Source organism: Noviherbaspirillum cavernae (assembly GCF_003590875.1).
GTDB lineage: Bacteria > Pseudomonadota > Gammaproteobacteria > Burkholderiales > Burkholderiaceae_D > Noviherbaspirillum > Noviherbaspirillum cavernae.
On the sequence record NZ_QYUN01000002.1, the window covers coordinates 1,240,569 to 1,258,897 of the forward strand.

The following is an 18,329-nucleotide window of genomic DNA, read 5'->3' on the forward strand; positions in this document are numbered from 1 at the left end:
ACGCATGAAAGCAAGCGCAGCCGCAGCAATGCCGTTGCGCTTTTTGCATCGCAACGTGAACACGCGTAAGGAGAAAGTAAGCCGGCGCAGCCATACTTGATTCGCAGGAACCCCACCGCTGCACAGACATGCGGGTACCCATGAGATTTGGAGGCAACATGAACTTCGCAGATTTCTACAGGCAATCCATCGACGATCGGCAAACCTTCTGGGCCAATGAGGCGAAGCTGATCGACTGGCATCAACCGTTCTCGCAGGTGCTTGATTATTCGCGCCCGCCATTCGCCAGATGGTTTGTCGGCGGTCAGACCAATCTTTGTCACAACGCGGTTGACCGCTGGGTTGCCAGCCAGGGTGAGCAGCCTGCGCTGATTTCGGTTTCCACCGAAACCAATCGCGAGAAGGTCTATTCGTTCAAGGAATTGCAGAGCGAGGTGATGCGCACCGCCGCAGTGATGCAATCGCTCGGCGTGGGCAAGGGCGACCGCGTGCTGATCTACATGCCGATGATTGCCGAAGCGACCTTCGCGATGCTGGCCTGCGCACGCATCGGCGCGATTCACTCGGTGGTGTTTGGCGGCTTCGCCTCCAACAGTCTGGCGACACGCATCGACGACGCGAAGCCGAAACTGATCGTGTCCGCCGACGCGGGCATGCGCGCCGGAAAAAGCATTCCCTACAAACCGCTGCTCGATGAAGCGATCAACCTGGCAACGCACAAGCCGGACCATGTGCTGCTCGTCAATCGCGGCCTCGTGGCAATGAGCCTGAAGGCGGGCAGGGATGTCGATTATGCAGCGCTGCGCGAGCGGCACATGGATGCCCGGGTTCCCGTCACCTGGCTGGAATCCAACGATACCTCCTACATTCTCTACACCTCGGGTACGACAGGCAAACCCAAGGGCGTGCAACGCGATGTCGGCGGCTATGCGGTCGCGCTGGCATCGTCGATGAAACACATCTTCTGCGGCAATGCAGGCGAAACCTACTTCTCGACCTCCGACATCGGCTGGGTCGTGGGGCATTCCTACATCGTCTACGGGCCCTTGATCGCCGGCATGGCGACCGTCATGTACGAAGGTTTGCCGATCCGGCCCGATGCCGGCATCTGGTGGAGCATCGTCGAGAAATACAAGGTGACGCGCATGTTCTCCGCGCCGACCGCGGTGCGCGTATTGAAAAAGCAGCCTCCGGAATTCATGAAGAAGCACGACCTCTCTTCATTGAAGGCGCTATACCTCGCGGGCGAACCGCTGGACGAAACCACCTCGTCGTGGATTGCGGGAGAACTCGGCGTACCCGTGATCGACAATTACTGGCAAACCGAAACCGGCTGGCCGATTCTTTCAGTCGCCAAGGGCATCGAGGATATGCCGACCAGGCTGGGCAGCCCCGGCGTGCCGATGGTCGGCTACGACGTGAAAGTGGTGAATGAAACCAGCGGCGCGCTGTGCGGCCCCGGCGAAAAAGGCGTGGTGATGATCAAGGGGCCGTTGCCGCCAGGTTGCATGCAGACGGTGTACGGCGACGACGAGCGTTTCGTCAAAACCTACTGGTCGAGGGTCAACGGCGAGCAGGTCTATTCGACCTTCGACTGGGGCATCCGCGATGCCGACGGCTACTACTTCATTCTCGGCCGCACCGACGACGTGATCAACGTTGCCGGCCATCGCCTCGGCACGCGCGAGATAGAGGAAAGCATTTCCAGCCATCCCAACGTTTCCGAGGTGGCGGTGGTAGGCGTGGAGGACAATCTGAAGGGGCAGGTCGCGGTTGCCTTTGCGATTCTGAAGAACGCGGAGCCCGCAGCGACGACGGAAGGAAGGCTGGCGCTGGAAGGCGACATCATGGCGGTAGTGGACAGGCAGCTCGGAGCGGTTGGACGACCGTCCCGCGTGTATTTCGTCACGCTGCTGCCGAAGACGCGATCCGGAAAATTATTGCGCCGCTCGATTCAGGCGATCTGCGAAGGCCGCGATCCGGGTGACCTGACGACGATCGAAGATCCGGCTTCGCTGCAGCAGATCAAGGACGCGCTCAGTTTTTGAGGTGCTTGAGGCGAGCAGTTTGCGACGCCGTACATGAAGCCGCAGCCCTCGATCCTGTTATTCCGAACGCAGTGAGGAGTCAGCGAGGAATGACAGCGTCGCGTGAAACCGGAAGTTGGGCGCGTACACGTCACGCCCAACGCCGAGCGAGCTGCACGATATCAATCCAGCGTGGCAATCACCGGCGTATGGTCCGACGGCTGCTCCCACTTGCGCGGCACCTTGTCGATCACGCAGGACGTGCACCGTGTCGCCAGCGGATTGGTCAGCAGGATATGGTCGATGCGCAGCCCCATGTTGCGGCGGAAGGCCATCATCCGGTAATCCCACCAGCTATACAGCTTCTCCGGTTGTTCGAACAGCCGGAACGCATCCTTGAAGCCCAGTGCGATCAGGCGCTGGAATTCCGCGCGTTCCGCATCCGACACCAGCACCTGGCCTTGCCACGCGGCCGGATCGTGCACGTCGCGATCTTCCGGCGCGATGTTGTAATCGCCCAGCAGTGCGAGGTTGTCATGCACCTTGCCTTCCTCCGCCAGCCAGTTGTGCAGCGCGTCCAGCCACCGCAATTTGTATTGGTACTTGTCCGATCCAACCGACTGCCCGTTCGGGATGTAGGCACACACCACGCGCATCCCTTCGATGGTGGCGGCGATGATGCGCTGCTGCGCATCCTCAAAGAGCGGATTGTTCTTGACCACTTCGCTCATCGCATGCTTCGACAGGATGGCGACGCCGTTGTAGGTCTTCTGCCCGGTAAACACGACCTGGTATCCGGCTGCCTCGATCTCGGCAAGCGGAAACTTGTCGTCCGTCAGTTTCGTCTCCTGCAGGCACAACACGTCAATCGGATTCTCCGCCAGCCACTGCAACACCTGCGGCAGGCGGACCTTCAGCGAGTTGACGTTCCAGGTGGCGAGTTTCATGCGGCCTTCTTGCCGTTGGCGGACTGCGCTCGATTCATAAGGAATGTGGTCAACAGCGGTACCGGCCGGCCGGTCGCGCCCTTGGCCGCGCCGTTCTTCCAGGCGGTACCGGCGATATCCAGATGCGCCCAGGTGTATTTCTTCGTGTAGCGTTCAAGGAAGCATGCCGCCGTGATGCTGCCGGCCGGCGGGCCGCCGATATTGGCCATGTCGGCGAAATTCGATTTGAGCTGCTCCTGATACACATCCTCGATCGGCATGCGCCACGCGGTATCGCCACTGGACTTGCCGGCCACCAACAATTCGTCCGCCAGCGCGTCATGCGCATCGTCGTGCCGCGTGAACAGGCCGGAATTGTGATGGCCGAGTGCAGTGATGCAGGCACCGGTCAGCGTCGCGATATCGATCACTGCAGCCGGCTTGAAGCGTTCGGCATAGGTCAGCGCATCGCACAGGATCAGGCGACCTTCGGCATCGGTATTGAGGATTTCGATGGTTTGTCCCGACATCGAGGTGACGATATCGCCCGGCTTGGAGGCGCGGCCCGACGGCATGTTCTCGCAGGACGGGATCACGCCGATGACGTTCAGCTTCAGTCCCATTTCCGCGATCGCGCGGAAGGTGCCGAGCACCGACGCTGCGCCGCACATGTCGTATTTCATTTCATCCATCGCCGCACCCGGCTTGAGCGAAATGCCGCCGGTGTCGAAGGTGATCCCCTTGCCGACCAGAACGACCGGCGCATCCTTGGTCTTGCCGTTCAGGTGCTTCAGCACGATGAATTTCGGCGGCTCTTCGCTGCCTTTCGTGACGGACAGGAAGCTGCCCATCTTCAGCGCTTCAAGCTGTTTGCGATCGAGCACTTCGACGCCAAGCTTGAATTCCTTTGCCAGTTTTTTTGCCGTGTTGGCAAGATAGGTCGGCGTACAGACGTTCCCCGGCAGATTGCCGAGTTCCTTTGTCAAATCCATGCCGTTGGCAAGTGCGACGCCTTGCGCGACTGCGACCTTGGCCGAAGCAGCCTTTGCGCTGGTTGCCGCAAAGGCAATCTTTCGCGCGCCGGTTGGTGCAGGCTCCTTCTTGCTCTTCATTGTGTCGGAGCGGTAATTGCCTTCGCGCATGGCAAGCACGCAGGTCTGGATTGCCCAGGCGAGATCGCGGCCTTTCACGGCATCAAGCGGCAACGCGACCACGGCATCGTTTGCGCCGAGCGTTGACAATACACGAGCAACCGCTTTCGCCGCCGAAGTGAAATCCTTGTCGCCGGCAAGCGCGTCGCTGCCCAATCCGACCAGCAGGATGCGCTCTGCCGCAACGCCGTCCACGCTGCGCAGCAGGAGAGTGGAACCGGGCTTTCCCGTGATGTCGCCGGACTTCAGCGCGGCTGTGATTTCGCCCTTGCGGTCCAGTTCACGGGCCGCATCGGACAGCTTCTTGTTCTCGTACACGCCTACAGCGATACAGCCAGTCTTGACGCCGGCCGCGCCGGTTTTTGCGTCGAAAGTTTTTATGCTAAAGTCCATGGGTCGCTCCTTATCCAGACGCAATTATAGAGCGTATCCCGATCTGAAATGCGCCGTGCGGCCGGGTAAAATACGATACGCGCAAGGCGCAAAAACCCGGCATGGACATGGCTGCATTGCGTGCCGCAAACATCCATCCGTAACACAACATCGGTAACACAAGCACCATGCGGCAAGACCCTGCCGCATCCTGACCTCGTATCCATTCCACTCGGATACATCATTGAACTTGCATTGACATAGGCTCTACCAACGATGATTTTTCAGCGCGCACTTCGACGCGAATTGGTAAGCACCGCTGGCGCTGTCTTCACCACGCTATTCACGATCACGATCACGATCATGCTGATCCGCATTCTCGGACAGGCCGCGGGCGGTCGCGTTGCGTCGCAGGATGTCATCGCGCTGATCGGATTTGCGGCATTGAATTACCTGCCGATCATATTGATCCTCACCGGCTTCATTTCCGTGCTCCTCGTCATCACGCGCAGCTACCGGGATTCCGAGATGGTGGTCTGGTTTTCATCAGGCCTGAGTCTGGCCCGATGGGTCAAGCCGGTCCTGATGTTCAGCCTGCCTATCGTTGTGCTGACCGCGGTGCTGAGTTTTTATGTGACGCCGTGGGCGAACAGGCAAAGCGCGGAATACAAGGAGCGCTTTCAAAAGCGTGACGACATATCCAAAGTCTCGCCGGGCAAATTTCAGGAGTCGGCAAGGGCCGACCGCATCTTTTTTGTCGAAGCCATCGCCGGCGACGAAGCGAAGGTGCAGAACATCTTCGTCAACAGCGTGAAGGATGGCAGGAGCAGCGTGGTGGTCGCCAAGGAGGGCACGATCGAAATCGACAGCCGGGGCGACAAGTTTCTCGTGATGAGCAAGGGCAGACGCTACGACGGGATGCCGAGCGAGCCGGATTTCCGCATGATGGAGTTCCAGCGCTACGGCGTGCTGGTCGCGCAGCAGGCGGCTGCGCTGGTCGGCGACACATCGGCGCGTTCTCTGCCCACCACGCTACTGGTGGCAAATCCGAATAATTTCAACAAGGGCGAATTGCTCTGGCGGCTGTCGCTGCCGCTGATGTGTCTGTTGCTGATAGTGCTCGCCATTCCGCTGGGATTCGTCAACCCGCGCGCCGGCCGCTCGGGCAACCTGATGGTCGCGTTGCTGCTGGCGGTCGTCTACAGCAACATGGTCAGCGTGTTTCAGGCCGCAGTGGTGCAGGGGCGCATGCCGCTGCATCTGGCATGGTGGCCGATCCATCTTTTTGCGGTGCTGATGATCATGCTCTTGTTCTCGTGGCGGCTGGCGGTCAATAGCCCGTATCACCCCGCCAGCATGTGGGGCGCATTCAAGCGGGCATGCATGCCGAAGAAAGCGAGCGCGCAGTGAAAGTCATTGAAAAGTACGTTGCCAGGGAAATTCTTGGTGCAGTCCTGTTTGTGCTGCTCGCCTTCCTTGCCCTGTTTGCCTTCTTCGATCTGATGGGCGAATTGCAGGATATCGGACGTGGCGACTACCGGCTGCAGCATGCGTTTCTGTACATTTTCATGCGCTTGCCGGGATACACCTACGACCTGATCCCGATCGCGGCATTGATCGGCACCATCTACGCATTGGCGCAGCTTGCCGCGCGCTCCGAGTTCACGATCATGCGCGTGTCGAGCATGTCGACCAGAATGGCCGGCTTGATGCTGGCGAAAGTCGGGCTGGTATTTGTCGTCCTTACCTTCGTGTTTGGCGAATTGATCGCGCCGACCACGAACGCGATGGCCGAAAAGATGCGAACGGAATTGCAGAACGCCTCGCGCTCGGCCGGATTCCGGTCCGGCCTGTGGACCAAGGATGTGATCCGGCAGGGAGGCATGACGGGCGAGATAGTCGGATCGCGTTTCGTGAATGTGCGGCAAGTGCTTGCCAGCGGCCAGCTGAAGGGCGTGAAACTGTATGAGTTCGATCACGATTTCCGTCTGACTGCGGTGGTCACCGCAGACCATGCCGAGTATCGCGGCGAGAATACATGGCGGCTGGTGAACGTCGCGCAAACGAGCTTTTCCGTCGAGGCGCTGGACAGCAATACGGCTGTCTCCAGCAAGAGCTTCGAGAGCAAGGATGTGACGTCGGAGATTACACCGGGGATCGTGTCGGTGCTGTTTGCGGATCCCGACCGGATGTCAGCCAGGGACCTTGCGGCATACACCAGATATCTTGACGACAACAAGCAGAACTCGGAGAGGTATGCGATTTCGTTCTGGAAGAAGATCGTGTATCCGTTTGCGGTTTTTGTGATGATGGCGCTTGCGCTGCCATTCGCTTATCTGCATTTCCGCGCCGGCGGCGTAAGCCTGAAAATTTTCATCGGCATCATGATCGGCGTGAGCTTTCAGCTGATCAACAGCCTGTTCTCGCATATCGGCTTGTTGAATACCTGGCCTGCTCTGGTGACCGCGCTGCTGCCCAGCACGGTGTTCCTGACGGCGGCAATCGGCGCCCTGTGGTGGGTGGAAAGGCACTAGATGAATACGCGTGCGCTCATTCTGTTTGGCCATGGCGCCAGGGATGCTCGATGGGCCGCGCCGTTCAAGCGCCTGCAGCAGATTGTGCAACAGCAGCTGCCTGATGTGACGGTAACGCTGGCATTTCTGGAACTGATGCCGCCTCAACTGCCGGAGCTTGTGGAGCAGCTCGAGGAGGGCGGACATACCGAAGCGACAATCGTGCCGGTGTTCTTCGGACAGGGCGGCCACGTGCTGCGTGATCTGCCCCTCATCATTGAAAAACTGCGCCAAGATCACGCGGAAATGACGATCAAGGTCGCGGGTGCGGTTGGCGAGGATGCTGATGTGTTGAACGCGGTGGCGACCTATTGTGTCGCCAGTCTGGCGCGTCAGTAGGTCGCGCTCACTTGGTCTCGCTCACTTTGTGGCAGATTCGTGAATGCGTGCTGCCAGCGCCTCGCCGATCATGACCAGCACCGGCCCGTGACACTGGGTCAGCCCCTGCTCCAACTCACCCAGATGCAATCGCAGGATGCGTTCATTGCGACGGCTGCAGTTCTCGATCACCACCACCGGCAGCTGCGGTGAGCGTCCCTGGCTCAGGAGTTTGCGGGCGGTTGCAATCGCCTCCTTGCCGCCCATGTATTGCACCAGCGTGTCGCAGTCGGGCAGCGTGGTTTCTTCCGGATGATCTGGGGCGGTGCTGGAGGTGAACAGCGCGACGCTGCGCGCAACGCCGCGCTTGGTCAGCGGTTGCCTGGTGGATGCGGCGGCGGCCAGCGCGGCGGTGATACCCGGAATGATTTCCACGTCGATGCCTTCCGCTTCCAGCGCGTGCAATTCCTCATCCGCGCGGCCGAACAGCATCGGATCGCCTCCCTTGAGACGCACTACGAGCTTGTATTTCTTCGCAAACGCGACGAGCTGCTGGTTGATCAGCACTTGCGCCGTCGAGCGCTGTCCGGAGCGCTTGCCGACGGAAACCTTGAGTGCTTGCGGGCACAGCTCCAGCATCTCTTCCGTGACGAGCGCATCGTACAGCACGACTTCCGCCCGAGCCAGGATGCGGGCGCCGCGTACCGTGATCAGGTCGGCGGCACCCGGACCCGCGCCAAGCAGATAGACCTTGCCGTGCTTGCCTGTGCCCTGTGTTTCCTGTTTGAATGACGACATCAGCGGGGTCAGTCGATCCGGATCATGCCCGCGGCGACGGTCTGGTGCGTGACCTCGTCAATCAGGATGAATGCGCCGGTCGAACGGCTCGCATCGTACGCATCCGCAGCGAGCGCCTGCTGCACGTTGATCGATACCGTGGCAATGTCGTTCAGTTTCAGCGCGTCGGCTGCGCGCCTTTCCTGCGTGTTGATGTCGAGCAGGGTGTCGATCTTCGTGACGCGGGCGGCAACCTGCTTGGTCGTGTGTTTCAGCCAATATTTCCGGCGCATGTCGAGCGGCTCTTCCGACAGCCAGCAGATTTCGGCATCGACCGTCTTCAGCAGCGTTGCAGGCCTGTCGGCGGCAGCGAGCATGTCGCCGCGCGAAATGTCCACATATTCGTCAAGCAGCACGGTGACGGACTGGCCGACCACGGCGGAGTCCAGCGAGCCGTCCAGCGTGAGAATATCCTTCACGGTCGCACTCTGGCCACCGGGTTGTACGACCAGCTTGTCTCCCTTGCTTACCTTGCCCGCCTCGACACGGCCCATGTAGCCGCGGAAATCGTTGGCTTCATGACCGTTGTGGCGCGCCACCAGTTGCACCGGGAAACGGAACGGCTCGTCGTGCGATTCGTCATACACGGAAAGCGATTCCAGCAATTCGATCAAGGTCGGTCCGCTGTACCACGGCATCTTGTCGCCGCGTTCCACTACGTTGTCGCCGGCCAGCGCGGACAGCGGGATCGGGCGAATGTCCGTCAACCCCAGCTGCTGCGCGAACTGCTGATAAGCATTGACGATGCGGTCGTACACGACTTGGTCGTAGTTGACCAGATCCATCTTGTTGACCGCCACGATCACGTGTTCGATGCGCAGCAAATGCGCGATGGTCGAGTGGCGCTTGGTTTGCGTCAGCAGCTCGACGCTGCCGTCGTCGTTCAGCTTCACCTTCGACACGTCGATCAGGATGATCACGGCGTCGGCAGTCGATGCGCCGGTCACCATGTTACGGGTGTACTGCTCGTGTCCCGGCGTGTCGGCGATGATGAACTTGCGCTTGGGCGTCGCGAAATAGCGGTAAGCGACGTCGATGGTGATGCCTTGTTCGCGTTCGGCTTCCAGGCCGTCGGTCAGCAGCGACAGGTCGATGGTGTCGCCCACAGTACGCTTGTGCCTGGCGCGCGAAATCGCATCGAGCTGGTCGGCGAAAATGCCCTTGCTGTCGAACAGCAAGCGGCCGATCAATGTGCTCTTGCCGTCATCCACCGAGCCGGCCGTAATGAAGCGCAGCAGTCCGCGCTCGGACGAAACAGCGTTCGACAGGTTTTGTTCCGCGACTACGGCCGCCGTTACGTTCCCACTCATCAGAAATATCCTTCCTTCTTGCGTTTTTCCATCGATGCTTCCGATGTCTGGTCGTCCATGCGGGTCGCGCCGCGTTCGGTGATCTGGGTCACGGCGGTTTCGGCAATGATCGCGTCAACGTCTGCCGCGTCCGATGCAACCGGGCAGGTGCAGGAGATGTCGCCGACGGTGCGGAAGCGCACGACGCGGGTCTCGACCGTTTCCCCTTCCTTCGGCGGCGTCAGATCGGTCAGCGGCACCAGCAGCCCATTGCGCGGGATCACCTGGCGCTCGTGCGCAAAGTAAATCTGCGGCAGCGTCAGCTTTTCGCGCGCAATGTATTGCCAGACGTCGAGTTCGGTCCAGTTCGAGATCGGGAACACGCGCATGTTTTCGCCCGGATGCACGCGGGTGTTGTACAGGTCCCAGAGTTCGGGACGTTGCGCCTTCGGATTCCACTGGCCGAATTCATCGCGGAAGGAAAAGATGCGTTCCTTCGCGCGGGCCTTTTCTTCATCGCGGCGCGCGCCGCCGATGCAGGCGTCGAACTTGTACTCGGCAATTGTCTCCAGCAAGGTCACCGCTTGCGCCGCATTGCGCGAATCGGTTTGCGGATTGCGCAGACGCACCGTGCCGCGCTTGATCGAGTCCTCGACCGAGCCGACGATCAATTTTTCGCCCAGTTCGGCCACGCGCTTGTCGCGGAAGGCGATGACCTCCGGGAAGTTGTGGCCGGTATCGATATGCACCAGCGGGAAGGGGAATTTTCCTGGACGGAAGGCCTTTTCCGCTATGCGCAGCAGGACAATCGAGTCCTTGCCGCCGGAGAAGAGCAAAGCCGGATTCGTGCATTCGGCTGCGACCTCGCGCATGATGTGGATCGCTTCCGACTCCAGCCAATCGAGGTGGCGCTCATTGACTGAGCCTTTGGCGGTATTCAGAAAAGGATTTTCGACTGCTGTATTCATAGTTTCACGCTACCGATTTGGTTCTAACGAGCTTGCCATCGACCACATGCAGGCCGCATTCCTTTGTTTCCGGATTTTCCCACCACCAGCGTCCGGCGCGCACGTCTTCACCCGGCTGGATCGCACGCGTACAGGGTTCGCAGCCGATCGACGGATACCCCTTGTCGTGCAGGGGGTTGTACGGCACGTTGTTGCTGCGGATGTAATGCCACACGTCTTCTTCCGACCAGTCGGCCAGCGGATTGAATTTCGTCATGCCGTGCGCTTCGTCGTTTTCCTGCACGTCGAGCGCGGCGCGCGTCGTCGATTGCGCGCGGCGTTGTCCGGTGATCCACGCCTTGTTACCGGACAGCGCGCGCTTCAATGGCTCGACCTTGCGAATGCGGCAGCATTCCTTGCGCATCGTGACGCTGTCGTAAAAGGCGTTCAGGCCGTTCTGCTGCACGTAGGCATCGACGGCAGCCTGCTCCGGCTTGTACAGCGCAACGTCATAGCCGTAGGTTTCCTTGATACGGTCCAGCACGCCCAGCGTTTCCTTGTGCAGGCGGCCGGTCTCCAGCGAGAAGATGCCTATCTTGTCCTGCAGCTTCGCGCGCAGGATCAGGTCGGTCAGCACCATGTCTTCCGCCGCCAGGCTGGATGCGAACACGGCAGGCGAAAAATCGCATGCAATGCGCTCCAGCGTGGCTTGTGTATCGGCTACGAGCTGGTCGTAGTCGCTCATGCGGGGACTCCGGCGCGTTTCGCGCGGCGGAACAGCGGATTCTTCTGATCCCACGAGTTCTGGTAGGTTTCCGAAAAGTCGGTCAAGCCCTTCACGGCATCGTGAATGTCCTTGTCTTCGCGCACGGCAAATGCATCGAAGCCGACGCGCTGCATGTAGAACAACTGGTCGCGCAGGACGTCGCCGATGGCGCGCAGTTCGCCGGCATATCCGAGGCGCACGCGCAGATTGTAGGCAGTGGAGTAACCGCGGCCATCCATGAATTTCGGAAAATCGACAGCGATCAGCTTGAAATGATCAAGTTCGCCCTTGAGCTCTTCCGCGCGCTCGCTGCTGGCCAGCCATATGCCCAGGTCGGCGCGGCCCTGCAGCTTTTCACGCTGCACCTTCCATACAGCGAGCGGCACGATGACTTTGCCGGCGGGAACGGCGATCGCTTCGGGCGCATCGCCTTCCGCCAGCCGCAACACGGTCCAGTCGTCGGCGACAACCGTGCGGTTCTTGATGATGTTACGCATATGCATCCTCTCCTGCGGGATGGGCAATCTTGATGGGTGTTGCATAGACATGCTCCTTGAACGGCGCGATGCCGATGCGGCGCGCCGTGTCGATGAAGCGCTCGTCTTCGATCCGGTCGCGCAGGTAGACCTGCAGCAGACGGTCGATCACTTCCGGCATCTGGTTGGCCGCGAACGAGGGGCCGATGATCTTGCCGATGCTGGACTCATTGCCCTGGGAGCCGCCGATCGACACCTGGTACCACTCGCTGCCATCCTTGTCGACGCCGAGAATGCCGATGTGACCGATGTGATGGTGACCGCAGGAGTTGATGCATCCCGAGATGTTCAGTTCGATCTCGCCGATGTCGTGCTGGAAATCGAGGTTGTCGAAACGTTCCGCGATGTCGGCCGCGATCGGAATCGACTTCGCGTTCGCCAGCGAGCAGAAGTCGCCGCCGGGGCAGCAGATGATGTCGGTCAGGAGGCCGATATTGGGTGTGGCCAGACCGTTCGCCTTCGCTTCCTTCCACAGTGCAATGAGGTCGGACTGCTTGACGTCGGCCAGCACCAGGTTCTGCTCATGTGTCACACGCAGCTCGCCAAAGCTGTAGCGGTCGGCCAGGTCGGCCACCAGTTCGATCTGGTCGTCGGTGGCGTCGCCCGGCGGCACGCCGGTCTTCTTCAGTGACAGCACGACGGCCTTGTAGCCGGGAGTCTTGTGCCCTTTGACGTTGCGCTTGATCCAGTTCGCAAATGCCTTGTCTTCTGCTTTCAACTGCTCCACTGCCGCATCGGTGGCTGGCAGGGATTCGTAGTTGGGCGGCGCGAAATAGGCCGCCACGCGGTCGACTTCTTCCTGCGGAATGGTGCTGGGGCCGTTCTTCAGGTCTTGCCATTCTTCCTCGGTCTGGCGCTGGAATTCCTCGATGCCGATTGCCTTCACCAGAATCTTGATGCGCGCCTTGTAGATGTTGTCGCGGCGGCCATGCTGGTTGTATACCCGCATGATGGCTTCGATGTAGGAGAGCAGGTGCTGCCACGGCAGGAACTCGCGGATCACGCTGCCGAGGATGGGGGTGCGGCCCATGCCGCCACCGACCAGCACCTTGAAGCCGACTTCGCCTTGCTCGTTCTTCACGGCGTGCAAGCCGATATCGTGCAAGGCGGTCGCTGCGCGGTCTTCCACCGAGCCGTTGATCGCGATCTTGAATTTACGCGGCAGGTAAGCGAATTCCGGATGGAAAGTGCTCCATTCACGCAGAATCTCGGCGAATGGGCGCGGGTCGACGATCTCGTCCGGTGCGATGCCGCAGTACTCGTCCGAAGTGATGTTGCGGATGCAATTGCCGGACGTCTGGATCGCATGCATTTCGACCGAGGCCAGCTTGTCGAGAATGTCGGGTGTTTCTTCCAGCTCGATCCAGTTGAACTGGATGTTCTGGCGCGTGGTGAAGTGGCCGTAGTTGCGGTCATGTTCGCGCGCGATGTGCGCGAACATGCGCATCTGCGCCGACGACAGCAGGCCGTACGGGACGGCGATGCGCAGCATGTAAGCGTGACGCTGCATGTACAGGCCGTTCTGCAGGCGCAGCGGGCGGAATTCGTCTTCACTCAGCTCGCCTGACAGGCGTCGGCGAACTTGATCGCGGTATTGTGCAGCGCGTTCCTTGACGATCTGGAAGTCATATTGGTCGTAGCGATACATCTTCAGTCCTTAAAAAACCAGTTTTGCGGCGACAGCCGTCAGCGTTGCCGCCAGCAAGGCACGCATGAATTTTTCGGGCATTGCGCGAGCGGCGAGGGAGCCGATGGTGATGCCTGGAACCGACCCCAACAGCAGGGTTGCCAGCAGCATCCAGTTGATTGATCCCAGCCACCAGTGACCGGCGGCGGCGATGGCCGTCAATGGTACGGCGTACGCGATGTCCGTGCCAGCGATTTCCGCCGGCGATAGTCGCGGGTAGAGCAATACGAGCAGCGTGGCGCCGACCGCGCCGGCACCGATCGAGGAAATGGTCACCAGGGCGCCAAGCACGGCGCCGATGATGATGGTTGCAGCGGCGAGGCCGCGGCCTTGCAGCTGTTTTTCGGGATGCGCGAGCACCCATGCCTGCATGCGGCCTCTGAATAACAGCGCAAAAACCGTCAGCAGAACAGAGCCTGCGATGGAGTAGCGAATGATCTTGCCGATTTCCTTGTCAAGCTGGCCGAAATACTTGAGCGCCAGCGTGGTGGCAAGCGCCGCCGGCAGCGCGCCGAGGCACAGGTGGCGGACGACGTCCCAGCGTACGGTGCCGCGGACCCGATGCGCAAGCGTGCCGACCGCCTTGGTGGTGGAGGCAAATGCGAGGTCGGTGCCGACCGCGACAGTGGGAGATACGCCGAACATGAGAGTCAACAATGGTGTCATCAGCGATCCGCCGCCGACGCCGGTCAGTCCGACCAGCAGCCCGACAGCAAAACCGGAGAGTACATAAGTTACAGTCATATGATCCTTCGCAAACGAGCATGAATCGTAATAAACTTATTTCTTATTCCAAACTACAGAGTATTTATTTGCTTATATGCTCATTCGGCATAAACAAAAGCGAAAAATGGATGCTGAATAGACAATAAACAGAGGATGCGATGAACCTCCATCAATTGCGCTTCGTTCGCGAAGCCGTGCGGCAGAACTTCAACCTGACGGAAGCGGCCAAAGCGCTCTACACGTCGCAGCCGGGCGTGTCCAAGGCGATCATCGAGCTGGAGGAAGAGCTGGGCGTGGATATATTCACGCGCCACGGCAAGCGTATTCGCGGCCTGACCGAGCCGGGCAGGGCCATCCTGAAATCGGTCGAGCTGATCATGCAGGAAATCGATGGCTTGAAGCGCATCGGCAAGGAATTCGCGGCGCAGGACAGCGGCAGCTTCACGATCGCGACCACGCATACGCAGGCGCGCTACACCTTGCCCAAGGTGGTGCAGGCGTTTACACAAAAGTATCCGAAGGTTCGGCTTTCCCTGCTGCAAGGTAATCCCAAGCAGGTTGCGGAAATGGTACTGAAGGATCAGGCCGATCTCGCCCTTGCGACCGAATCGATCGCCAATGCGGACGGCTTGATCACGATTCCCTGCTATCAATGGGAGCACGTCGTCGTCGTCCCGCTGGACCACCCTCTGCTCAAATCCAAGGCGCTGACGCTGGAAGAGATCGGCACGTATCCGATCATTACCTACGACGCGGCGTTTGCGGGGCGCGCCAAGATCGACCATGCCTTTTCGTTGCGCGGACTCAACCCCGACGTATTGCTCGAAGCCATCGATGCCGACGTGATCAAGACCTATGTCGAACTCGGGCTGGGGGTCGGCATCATTGCCGGGATGGCATACGATCCGGAGCGCGACAGGAACCTGCGGGCGATCCCGGTCGGCCATCTGTTCGGTACCAATGTGTCGCGCGTGGCGCTGAAGCAGGGCGCTTATCTGCGCGGTTATGTATACACATTCATCGAGCTGCTGACGCCGACGCTCAATCGCAAGCTGATCGAGCAGTTGATGAGCGGCGAGAAGGATGCGTACGAATTATGAAGCCGCCGGGGCTTTGGCCCCGGCAGGATAGGCACGAATTAGGCACGCATTCGTGCATATGCCATTCCGGCAAGCCGGCGTCAGCCCGCCTGTCAAACTGCGCGATACCCCAGCCGCTGCGAGAGTTGTTGCGCATGCGCTTTTGTCGCCTGCGCGATGTCCCCGTCCCACGCCCCATCGATATGCGCGGACGACCCGACCACGGTCAGGCAGAAGCGCATGCGAGCTTCGTGATCGAAAACAGGCGCGGAGAATGCATTGAATCCCGCCAGCAGGCGCTCCGCCGTCCGGCTGATGCTGGGTCTCCGTACTTCCGATGGATCGAGATGCCCGATCATGCGGGCCATGCCGTGCTGCCGCGTTTCCGCAAGCAGCGGGGCAAGCGCTTCCATGGTGGAGGGGGCATTCAGTTTCTCGTCGCGGTTGCGCATCAATTCCTTGTCCAGCATGTCCCGCGTTTCGCTTTCCGGCATGAAGGCGGCGAAGCAGAGGCCGCTGGCGGTATAGGTCAGCGGCATGACGCTGCCGATCTGCAGGTTGACCGTCACCGGGCCGCGCGATTGCAGCAGCCGGATATAGGTCGGCCCGAAATTGCCCCAGGTCGCAAGCGCCACCGTTTCGCCGGTTGCGTCGCGCAGGCTGGTCATCGCCTCGTCCGCCAGCTTGACCGCGTCGAGCCGGCCGAGCGCGGCCAGACCGAGTTCCAGCGCCAGCGCCCCCAGATCGTACAAGCCGGTGGCGGCATCCTGTTCCACCAGGCCGACACGGATCAGGCTGACCAGATAGCGATGCGCCTTGGCGGACGGCATGCCCGCATTTCTGGCCAGTGCCGACAAGGCAAGCGGGCCGGGTGCATTGGCCAGCGCGAGCAGCAAGGGGGCCGCGACTTCAACGGATTGAATGCCTTGCTGCTCGCTGGAATGGCTCGTTTCGTCCTTGATCCTGGGTGATTGCTTCATTGTTCTTTGATGGTAGTATTACGATATGGTGAATAAATTTCATAAAGCGTAATATCGAGCGATGATAGATCAGTTTTTGATATTTGACCATCAGCGAACAAGCCCAATAGGAAGCAAGATGCGCAATGTGAAACTGGTTCGCAAACTGACTGATTTCGGCGTCGAGCCGCTGGCGGGCACGACGGAACAGATGGCGAACCACATCAAGACCGAAACGGCGCGCTGGCATGCGCTGATCAAGGAGCGTCAGCTGACGCTTGATTGATTTTGCTCGACTGATTCCGATTGATTCATTGACGCAGAACTACAGGATAGACACATGAAACTTGCCACTCTGAAAGACGGCACGCGCGACGGCCAGCTCGCCGTTGTTTCCCGCGACCTGAAGACCGCACATCTGGCCGACGGCATTGCGCCGACGCTGCAGCGTGCGCTGGACGACTGGGCCTTCATGGAGCCGCAATTGCAGGCGCTCTATGAACAACTCAACGCCGGCAAGGCGCATCGCCCCTTCGATTTCGATCCATCCCGTTGCATGGCGCCGCTGCCGCGCGCCTACCAATGGGCGGATGGTTCGGCCTACGTCAATCACGTCGAACTGGTGCGCAAGGCGCGCAATGCGGAAATGCCGGAATCGTTCTGGCACGATCCGCTGATGTACCAGGGCGGCTCCGACGATTTCATCGGGCCGACGGACGACATCGTGCTGGCGTCGGATGAGTGGGGCATCGATTTCGAGGGCGAGCTCGCGGTCATTACCGACGACGTGCCGATGAGCGCGACGCCGGAACGGGCCGCATCGCATATCAAGCTGCTGATGCTGGTCAACGATGTGTCGCTGCGCAACCTGATCCCGGCGGAACTGGCAAAGGGCTTCGGCTTCTTCCAGTCGAAACCGGCGTCGAGCTTTTCGCCGGTCGCGGTGACGCCCGACGAACTGGGCGATGCATGGCGGGAAGGTAAGGTCAATCTGCCGCTGCGCGTGACCTGGAACGGCGCACAAGTCGGACAGCCGAATGCCGGCATCGACATGGTGTTCAGCTTCCCGCAACTGATCGCGCATCTGGCCAAGACGCGCCGCGCCCGCGCCGGCTCGATCATCGGTTCGGGAACGGTGTCGAACAAGGATGCAGGCAAGGGCTACAGCTGCATCGCGGAAAAACGCTGCCTGGAAATGATCGCCAATGGCGAAATGAAAACGCCGTTCATGAAGTTTGGCGACACGATCCGGCTCGAAATGATGGACGGCAACGGCAAGTCGATTTTCGGTGCGATCAACCAGCAGGTTGTGCAGCTCGGGGCGAAGAAGGGCGAGTGATTTGCTGCGCGAGTGGAGATGAAATTCACGCGCCCGGCAGGATCGCGATACCTCGTCATTCCGATCGCAACGAGGGAACGCATGTCCGGCCGGCATTCCAGCCTCGGGGATTCCTCAGTCGCTGCGGAATGACAGCCTGTCGGAGCAGCAGCAAGTCATGCGCAATTCCAGCGACTGTTACTGACGCATGAAATACAGGAGGTCACGATGACTACACTAGCAGCCACTCCCATCGGTCAGACAGCCGATATTCCCGCCGCTGTCTCCATCAGCGGCCTGCATCACCTGGCGTACCGCTGCCGCGACGCGGAAGAGACACGGCATTTCTACGAGGACATTCTCGGTCTACCCTTGTTTCACTACATCCGCAACGACATCGTGCCGTCCACCGGTGAGTTTTGTCCGTACGTGCATATTTTCTTTCGCATGACCGACGGTTCCTGCATCGCCTTCTTCGATCTCGGTGACGATGTGATGCCGGCGCCTTCGCCGAACACGCCGGCATGGGTCAGCCACGTTGCCTTCAGCGTCGCGTCGGTGGCGCAGCTGGAAGCGATGAAAGCGCGATTGGTGGCGCATGGCGTCGATGTGCTTGGCGTGACCGATCATCGCATCTTCAAGTCGATCTACTTCTTCGATCCGAATGGCGTGCGTCTGGAATTGTGCGCGCAGCTTGCGCCGGAGGCGCAGATGGCGAGCGAGCAGCAGGGCGTGCGAGAGAAACTGGCCGCGTGGACGAAGGAAAAGGCTGAACGTCTGGCGCAGAAGAAACAAGGCAGAGAATGAAAAGATGCGCG

18 protein-coding genes are annotated in these 18,329 nt (G+C 60.1%); 8 read left to right on the top strand and 10 right to left on the bottom strand.

The features are described 5' to 3' along the window. The first annotated feature begins 158 nt into the window (after positions 1-158). Positions 159-2,048 (top strand): propionate--CoA ligase, encoded by a 1,890-nt coding sequence (locus D3870_RS05830; protein ID WP_119737438.1) that lies wholly within the window; start codon positions 159-161, stop codon positions 2,046-2,048. Between the two features lie 161 nt (positions 2,049-2,209). Here the strand turns inward: D3870_RS05830 and xth are convergent, their stop codons facing one another. Both xth and D3870_RS05840 read right to left on the bottom strand, forming a co-directional pair. Beyond that, positions 2,210-2,974, bottom strand: a complete 765-nt coding sequence (gene xth / locus D3870_RS05835) for an exodeoxyribonuclease III (RefSeq protein WP_119737440.1) — start codon at positions 2,972-2,974, stop codon at positions 2,210-2,212. After that, positions 2,971-4,497 carry a leucyl aminopeptidase gene (locus tag D3870_RS05840; protein WP_119737442.1) on the bottom strand — a complete coding sequence of 509 codons (1,527 nt, stop codon included), beginning with the start codon at positions 4,495-4,497 and terminating at the stop codon, positions 2,971-2,973. Before D3870_RS05840 ends, xth begins: the two co-directional genes overlap by 4 nt. Positions 4,498-4,752: 255 nt before the next feature. On the opposite strand from D3870_RS05840, the gene lptF reads away from it, so the two are divergent. From lptF to D3870_RS05855, 3 genes are read left to right on the top strand one after another with little or no spacing between them, the layout of a single operon-like run. Continuing rightward, a complete protein-coding gene (gene lptF, locus D3870_RS05845) occupies positions 4,753-5,886 on the top strand; it encodes an LPS export ABC transporter permease LptF (protein ID WP_119737444.1) in 1,134 nt (377 codons plus the stop codon). Continuing rightward, complete coding sequence (gene lptG / locus D3870_RS05850) at positions 5,883-7,010, top strand: LPS export ABC transporter permease LptG (protein WP_119741741.1); 1,128 nt, start codon at positions 5,883-5,885, stop codon at positions 7,008-7,010. The genes lptF and lptG overlap by 4 nt, the downstream gene beginning before the upstream one ends. Continuing rightward, the gene (locus D3870_RS05855) at positions 7,011-7,388 is read left to right on the top strand and encodes a sirohydrochlorin chelatase (RefSeq protein WP_119737446.1); all 378 of its coding nucleotides are present in this window, start codon (positions 7,011-7,013) and stop codon (positions 7,386-7,388) included. It abuts the gene before it with no gap. Between the two features lie 21 nt (positions 7,389-7,409). On the opposite strand, the gene cobA is transcribed toward D3870_RS05855, so the two are convergent. Genes cobA through D3870_RS05890 form a run of 7 tightly spaced genes read right to left on the bottom strand, consistent with a single transcriptional unit; the run spans position 7,410 to position 14,173 of the window. Beyond that, positions 7,410-8,165 carry a uroporphyrinogen-III C-methyltransferase gene (cobA, locus tag D3870_RS05860; protein WP_119737448.1) on the bottom strand — a complete coding sequence of 252 codons (756 nt, stop codon included), beginning with the start codon at positions 8,163-8,165 and terminating at the stop codon, positions 7,410-7,412. An 8-nt stretch (positions 8,166-8,173) separates the two neighbouring features. Then, on the bottom strand, positions 8,174-9,514 hold the full coding sequence (locus D3870_RS05865; protein WP_119737450.1) for a sulfate adenylyltransferase subunit 1: 1,341 nt from the start codon (positions 9,512-9,514) through the stop codon (positions 8,174-8,176). Continuing rightward, a complete protein-coding gene (cysD, locus tag D3870_RS05870) occupies positions 9,514-10,461 on the bottom strand; it encodes a sulfate adenylyltransferase subunit CysD (RefSeq protein ID WP_119737452.1) in 948 nt (315 codons plus the stop codon). Before cysD ends, D3870_RS05865 begins: the two co-directional genes overlap by 1 nt. A gap of 4 nt (positions 10,462-10,465) precedes the next feature. Then, positions 10,466-11,185 (bottom strand): phosphoadenylyl-sulfate reductase, encoded by a 720-nt coding sequence (locus D3870_RS05875; RefSeq protein ID WP_119737454.1) that lies wholly within the window; start codon positions 11,183-11,185, stop codon positions 10,466-10,468. Beyond that, the gene (locus tag D3870_RS05880) at positions 11,182-11,703 is read right to left on the bottom strand and encodes a DUF934 domain-containing protein (protein ID WP_119737456.1); all 522 of its coding nucleotides are present in this window, start codon (positions 11,701-11,703) and stop codon (positions 11,182-11,184) included. The genes D3870_RS05875 and D3870_RS05880 overlap by 4 nt, the downstream gene beginning before the upstream one ends. Beyond that, positions 11,696-13,390: a nitrite/sulfite reductase gene (locus D3870_RS05885; protein WP_119737458.1), complete on the bottom strand. Its 1,695-nt coding sequence runs from the start codon at positions 13,388-13,390 to the stop codon at positions 11,696-11,698. Before D3870_RS05885 ends, D3870_RS05880 begins: the two co-directional genes overlap by 8 nt. 9 nt (positions 13,391-13,399) lie before the next feature. Beyond that, complete coding sequence (locus D3870_RS05890) at positions 13,400-14,173, bottom strand: sulfite exporter TauE/SafE family protein (protein WP_119737460.1); 774 nt, start codon at positions 14,171-14,173, stop codon at positions 13,400-13,402. A gap of 140 nt (positions 14,174-14,313) precedes the next feature. Between D3870_RS05890 and D3870_RS05895 the strand changes: the two genes are divergently transcribed. After that, on the top strand, positions 14,314-15,255 hold the full coding sequence (locus D3870_RS05895) for a CysB family HTH-type transcriptional regulator (RefSeq protein WP_119737462.1): 942 nt from the start codon (positions 14,314-14,316) through the stop codon (positions 15,253-15,255). A gap of 92 nt (positions 15,256-15,347) precedes the next feature. Here D3870_RS05895 and D3870_RS05900 read toward each other — a convergent pair whose 3' ends face one another. After that, positions 15,348-16,214: an IclR family transcriptional regulator gene (locus tag D3870_RS05900; protein ID WP_119737464.1), complete on the bottom strand. Its 867-nt coding sequence runs from the start codon at positions 16,212-16,214 to the stop codon at positions 15,348-15,350. Positions 16,215-16,332: 118 nt separating this feature from the next. Here D3870_RS05900 and D3870_RS05905 point away from each other — a divergent pair, with 118 nt between their 5' ends. The 3 genes from D3870_RS05905 to D3870_RS05915 all read left to right on the top strand — a co-directional run bounded on the left by D3870_RS05905 (position 16,333) and on the right by D3870_RS05915 (position 18,318). After that, the gene (locus D3870_RS05905; RefSeq protein ID WP_158590388.1) at positions 16,333-16,479 is read left to right on the top strand and encodes a tripartite tricarboxylate transporter substrate-binding protein; all 147 of its coding nucleotides are present in this window, start codon (positions 16,333-16,335) and stop codon (positions 16,477-16,479) included. A 54-nt stretch (positions 16,480-16,533) separates the two neighbouring features. Continuing rightward, complete coding sequence (locus tag D3870_RS05910) at positions 16,534-17,532, top strand: fumarylacetoacetate hydrolase family protein (RefSeq protein WP_119737468.1); 999 nt, start codon at positions 16,534-16,536, stop codon at positions 17,530-17,532. A 207-nt stretch (positions 17,533-17,739) separates the two neighbouring features. After that, positions 17,740-18,318, top strand: a complete 579-nt coding sequence (locus tag D3870_RS05915; protein WP_119737469.1) for a VOC family protein — start codon at positions 17,740-17,742, stop codon at positions 18,316-18,318. The last annotated feature ends 11 nt before the right edge of the window (positions 18,319-18,329 follow it).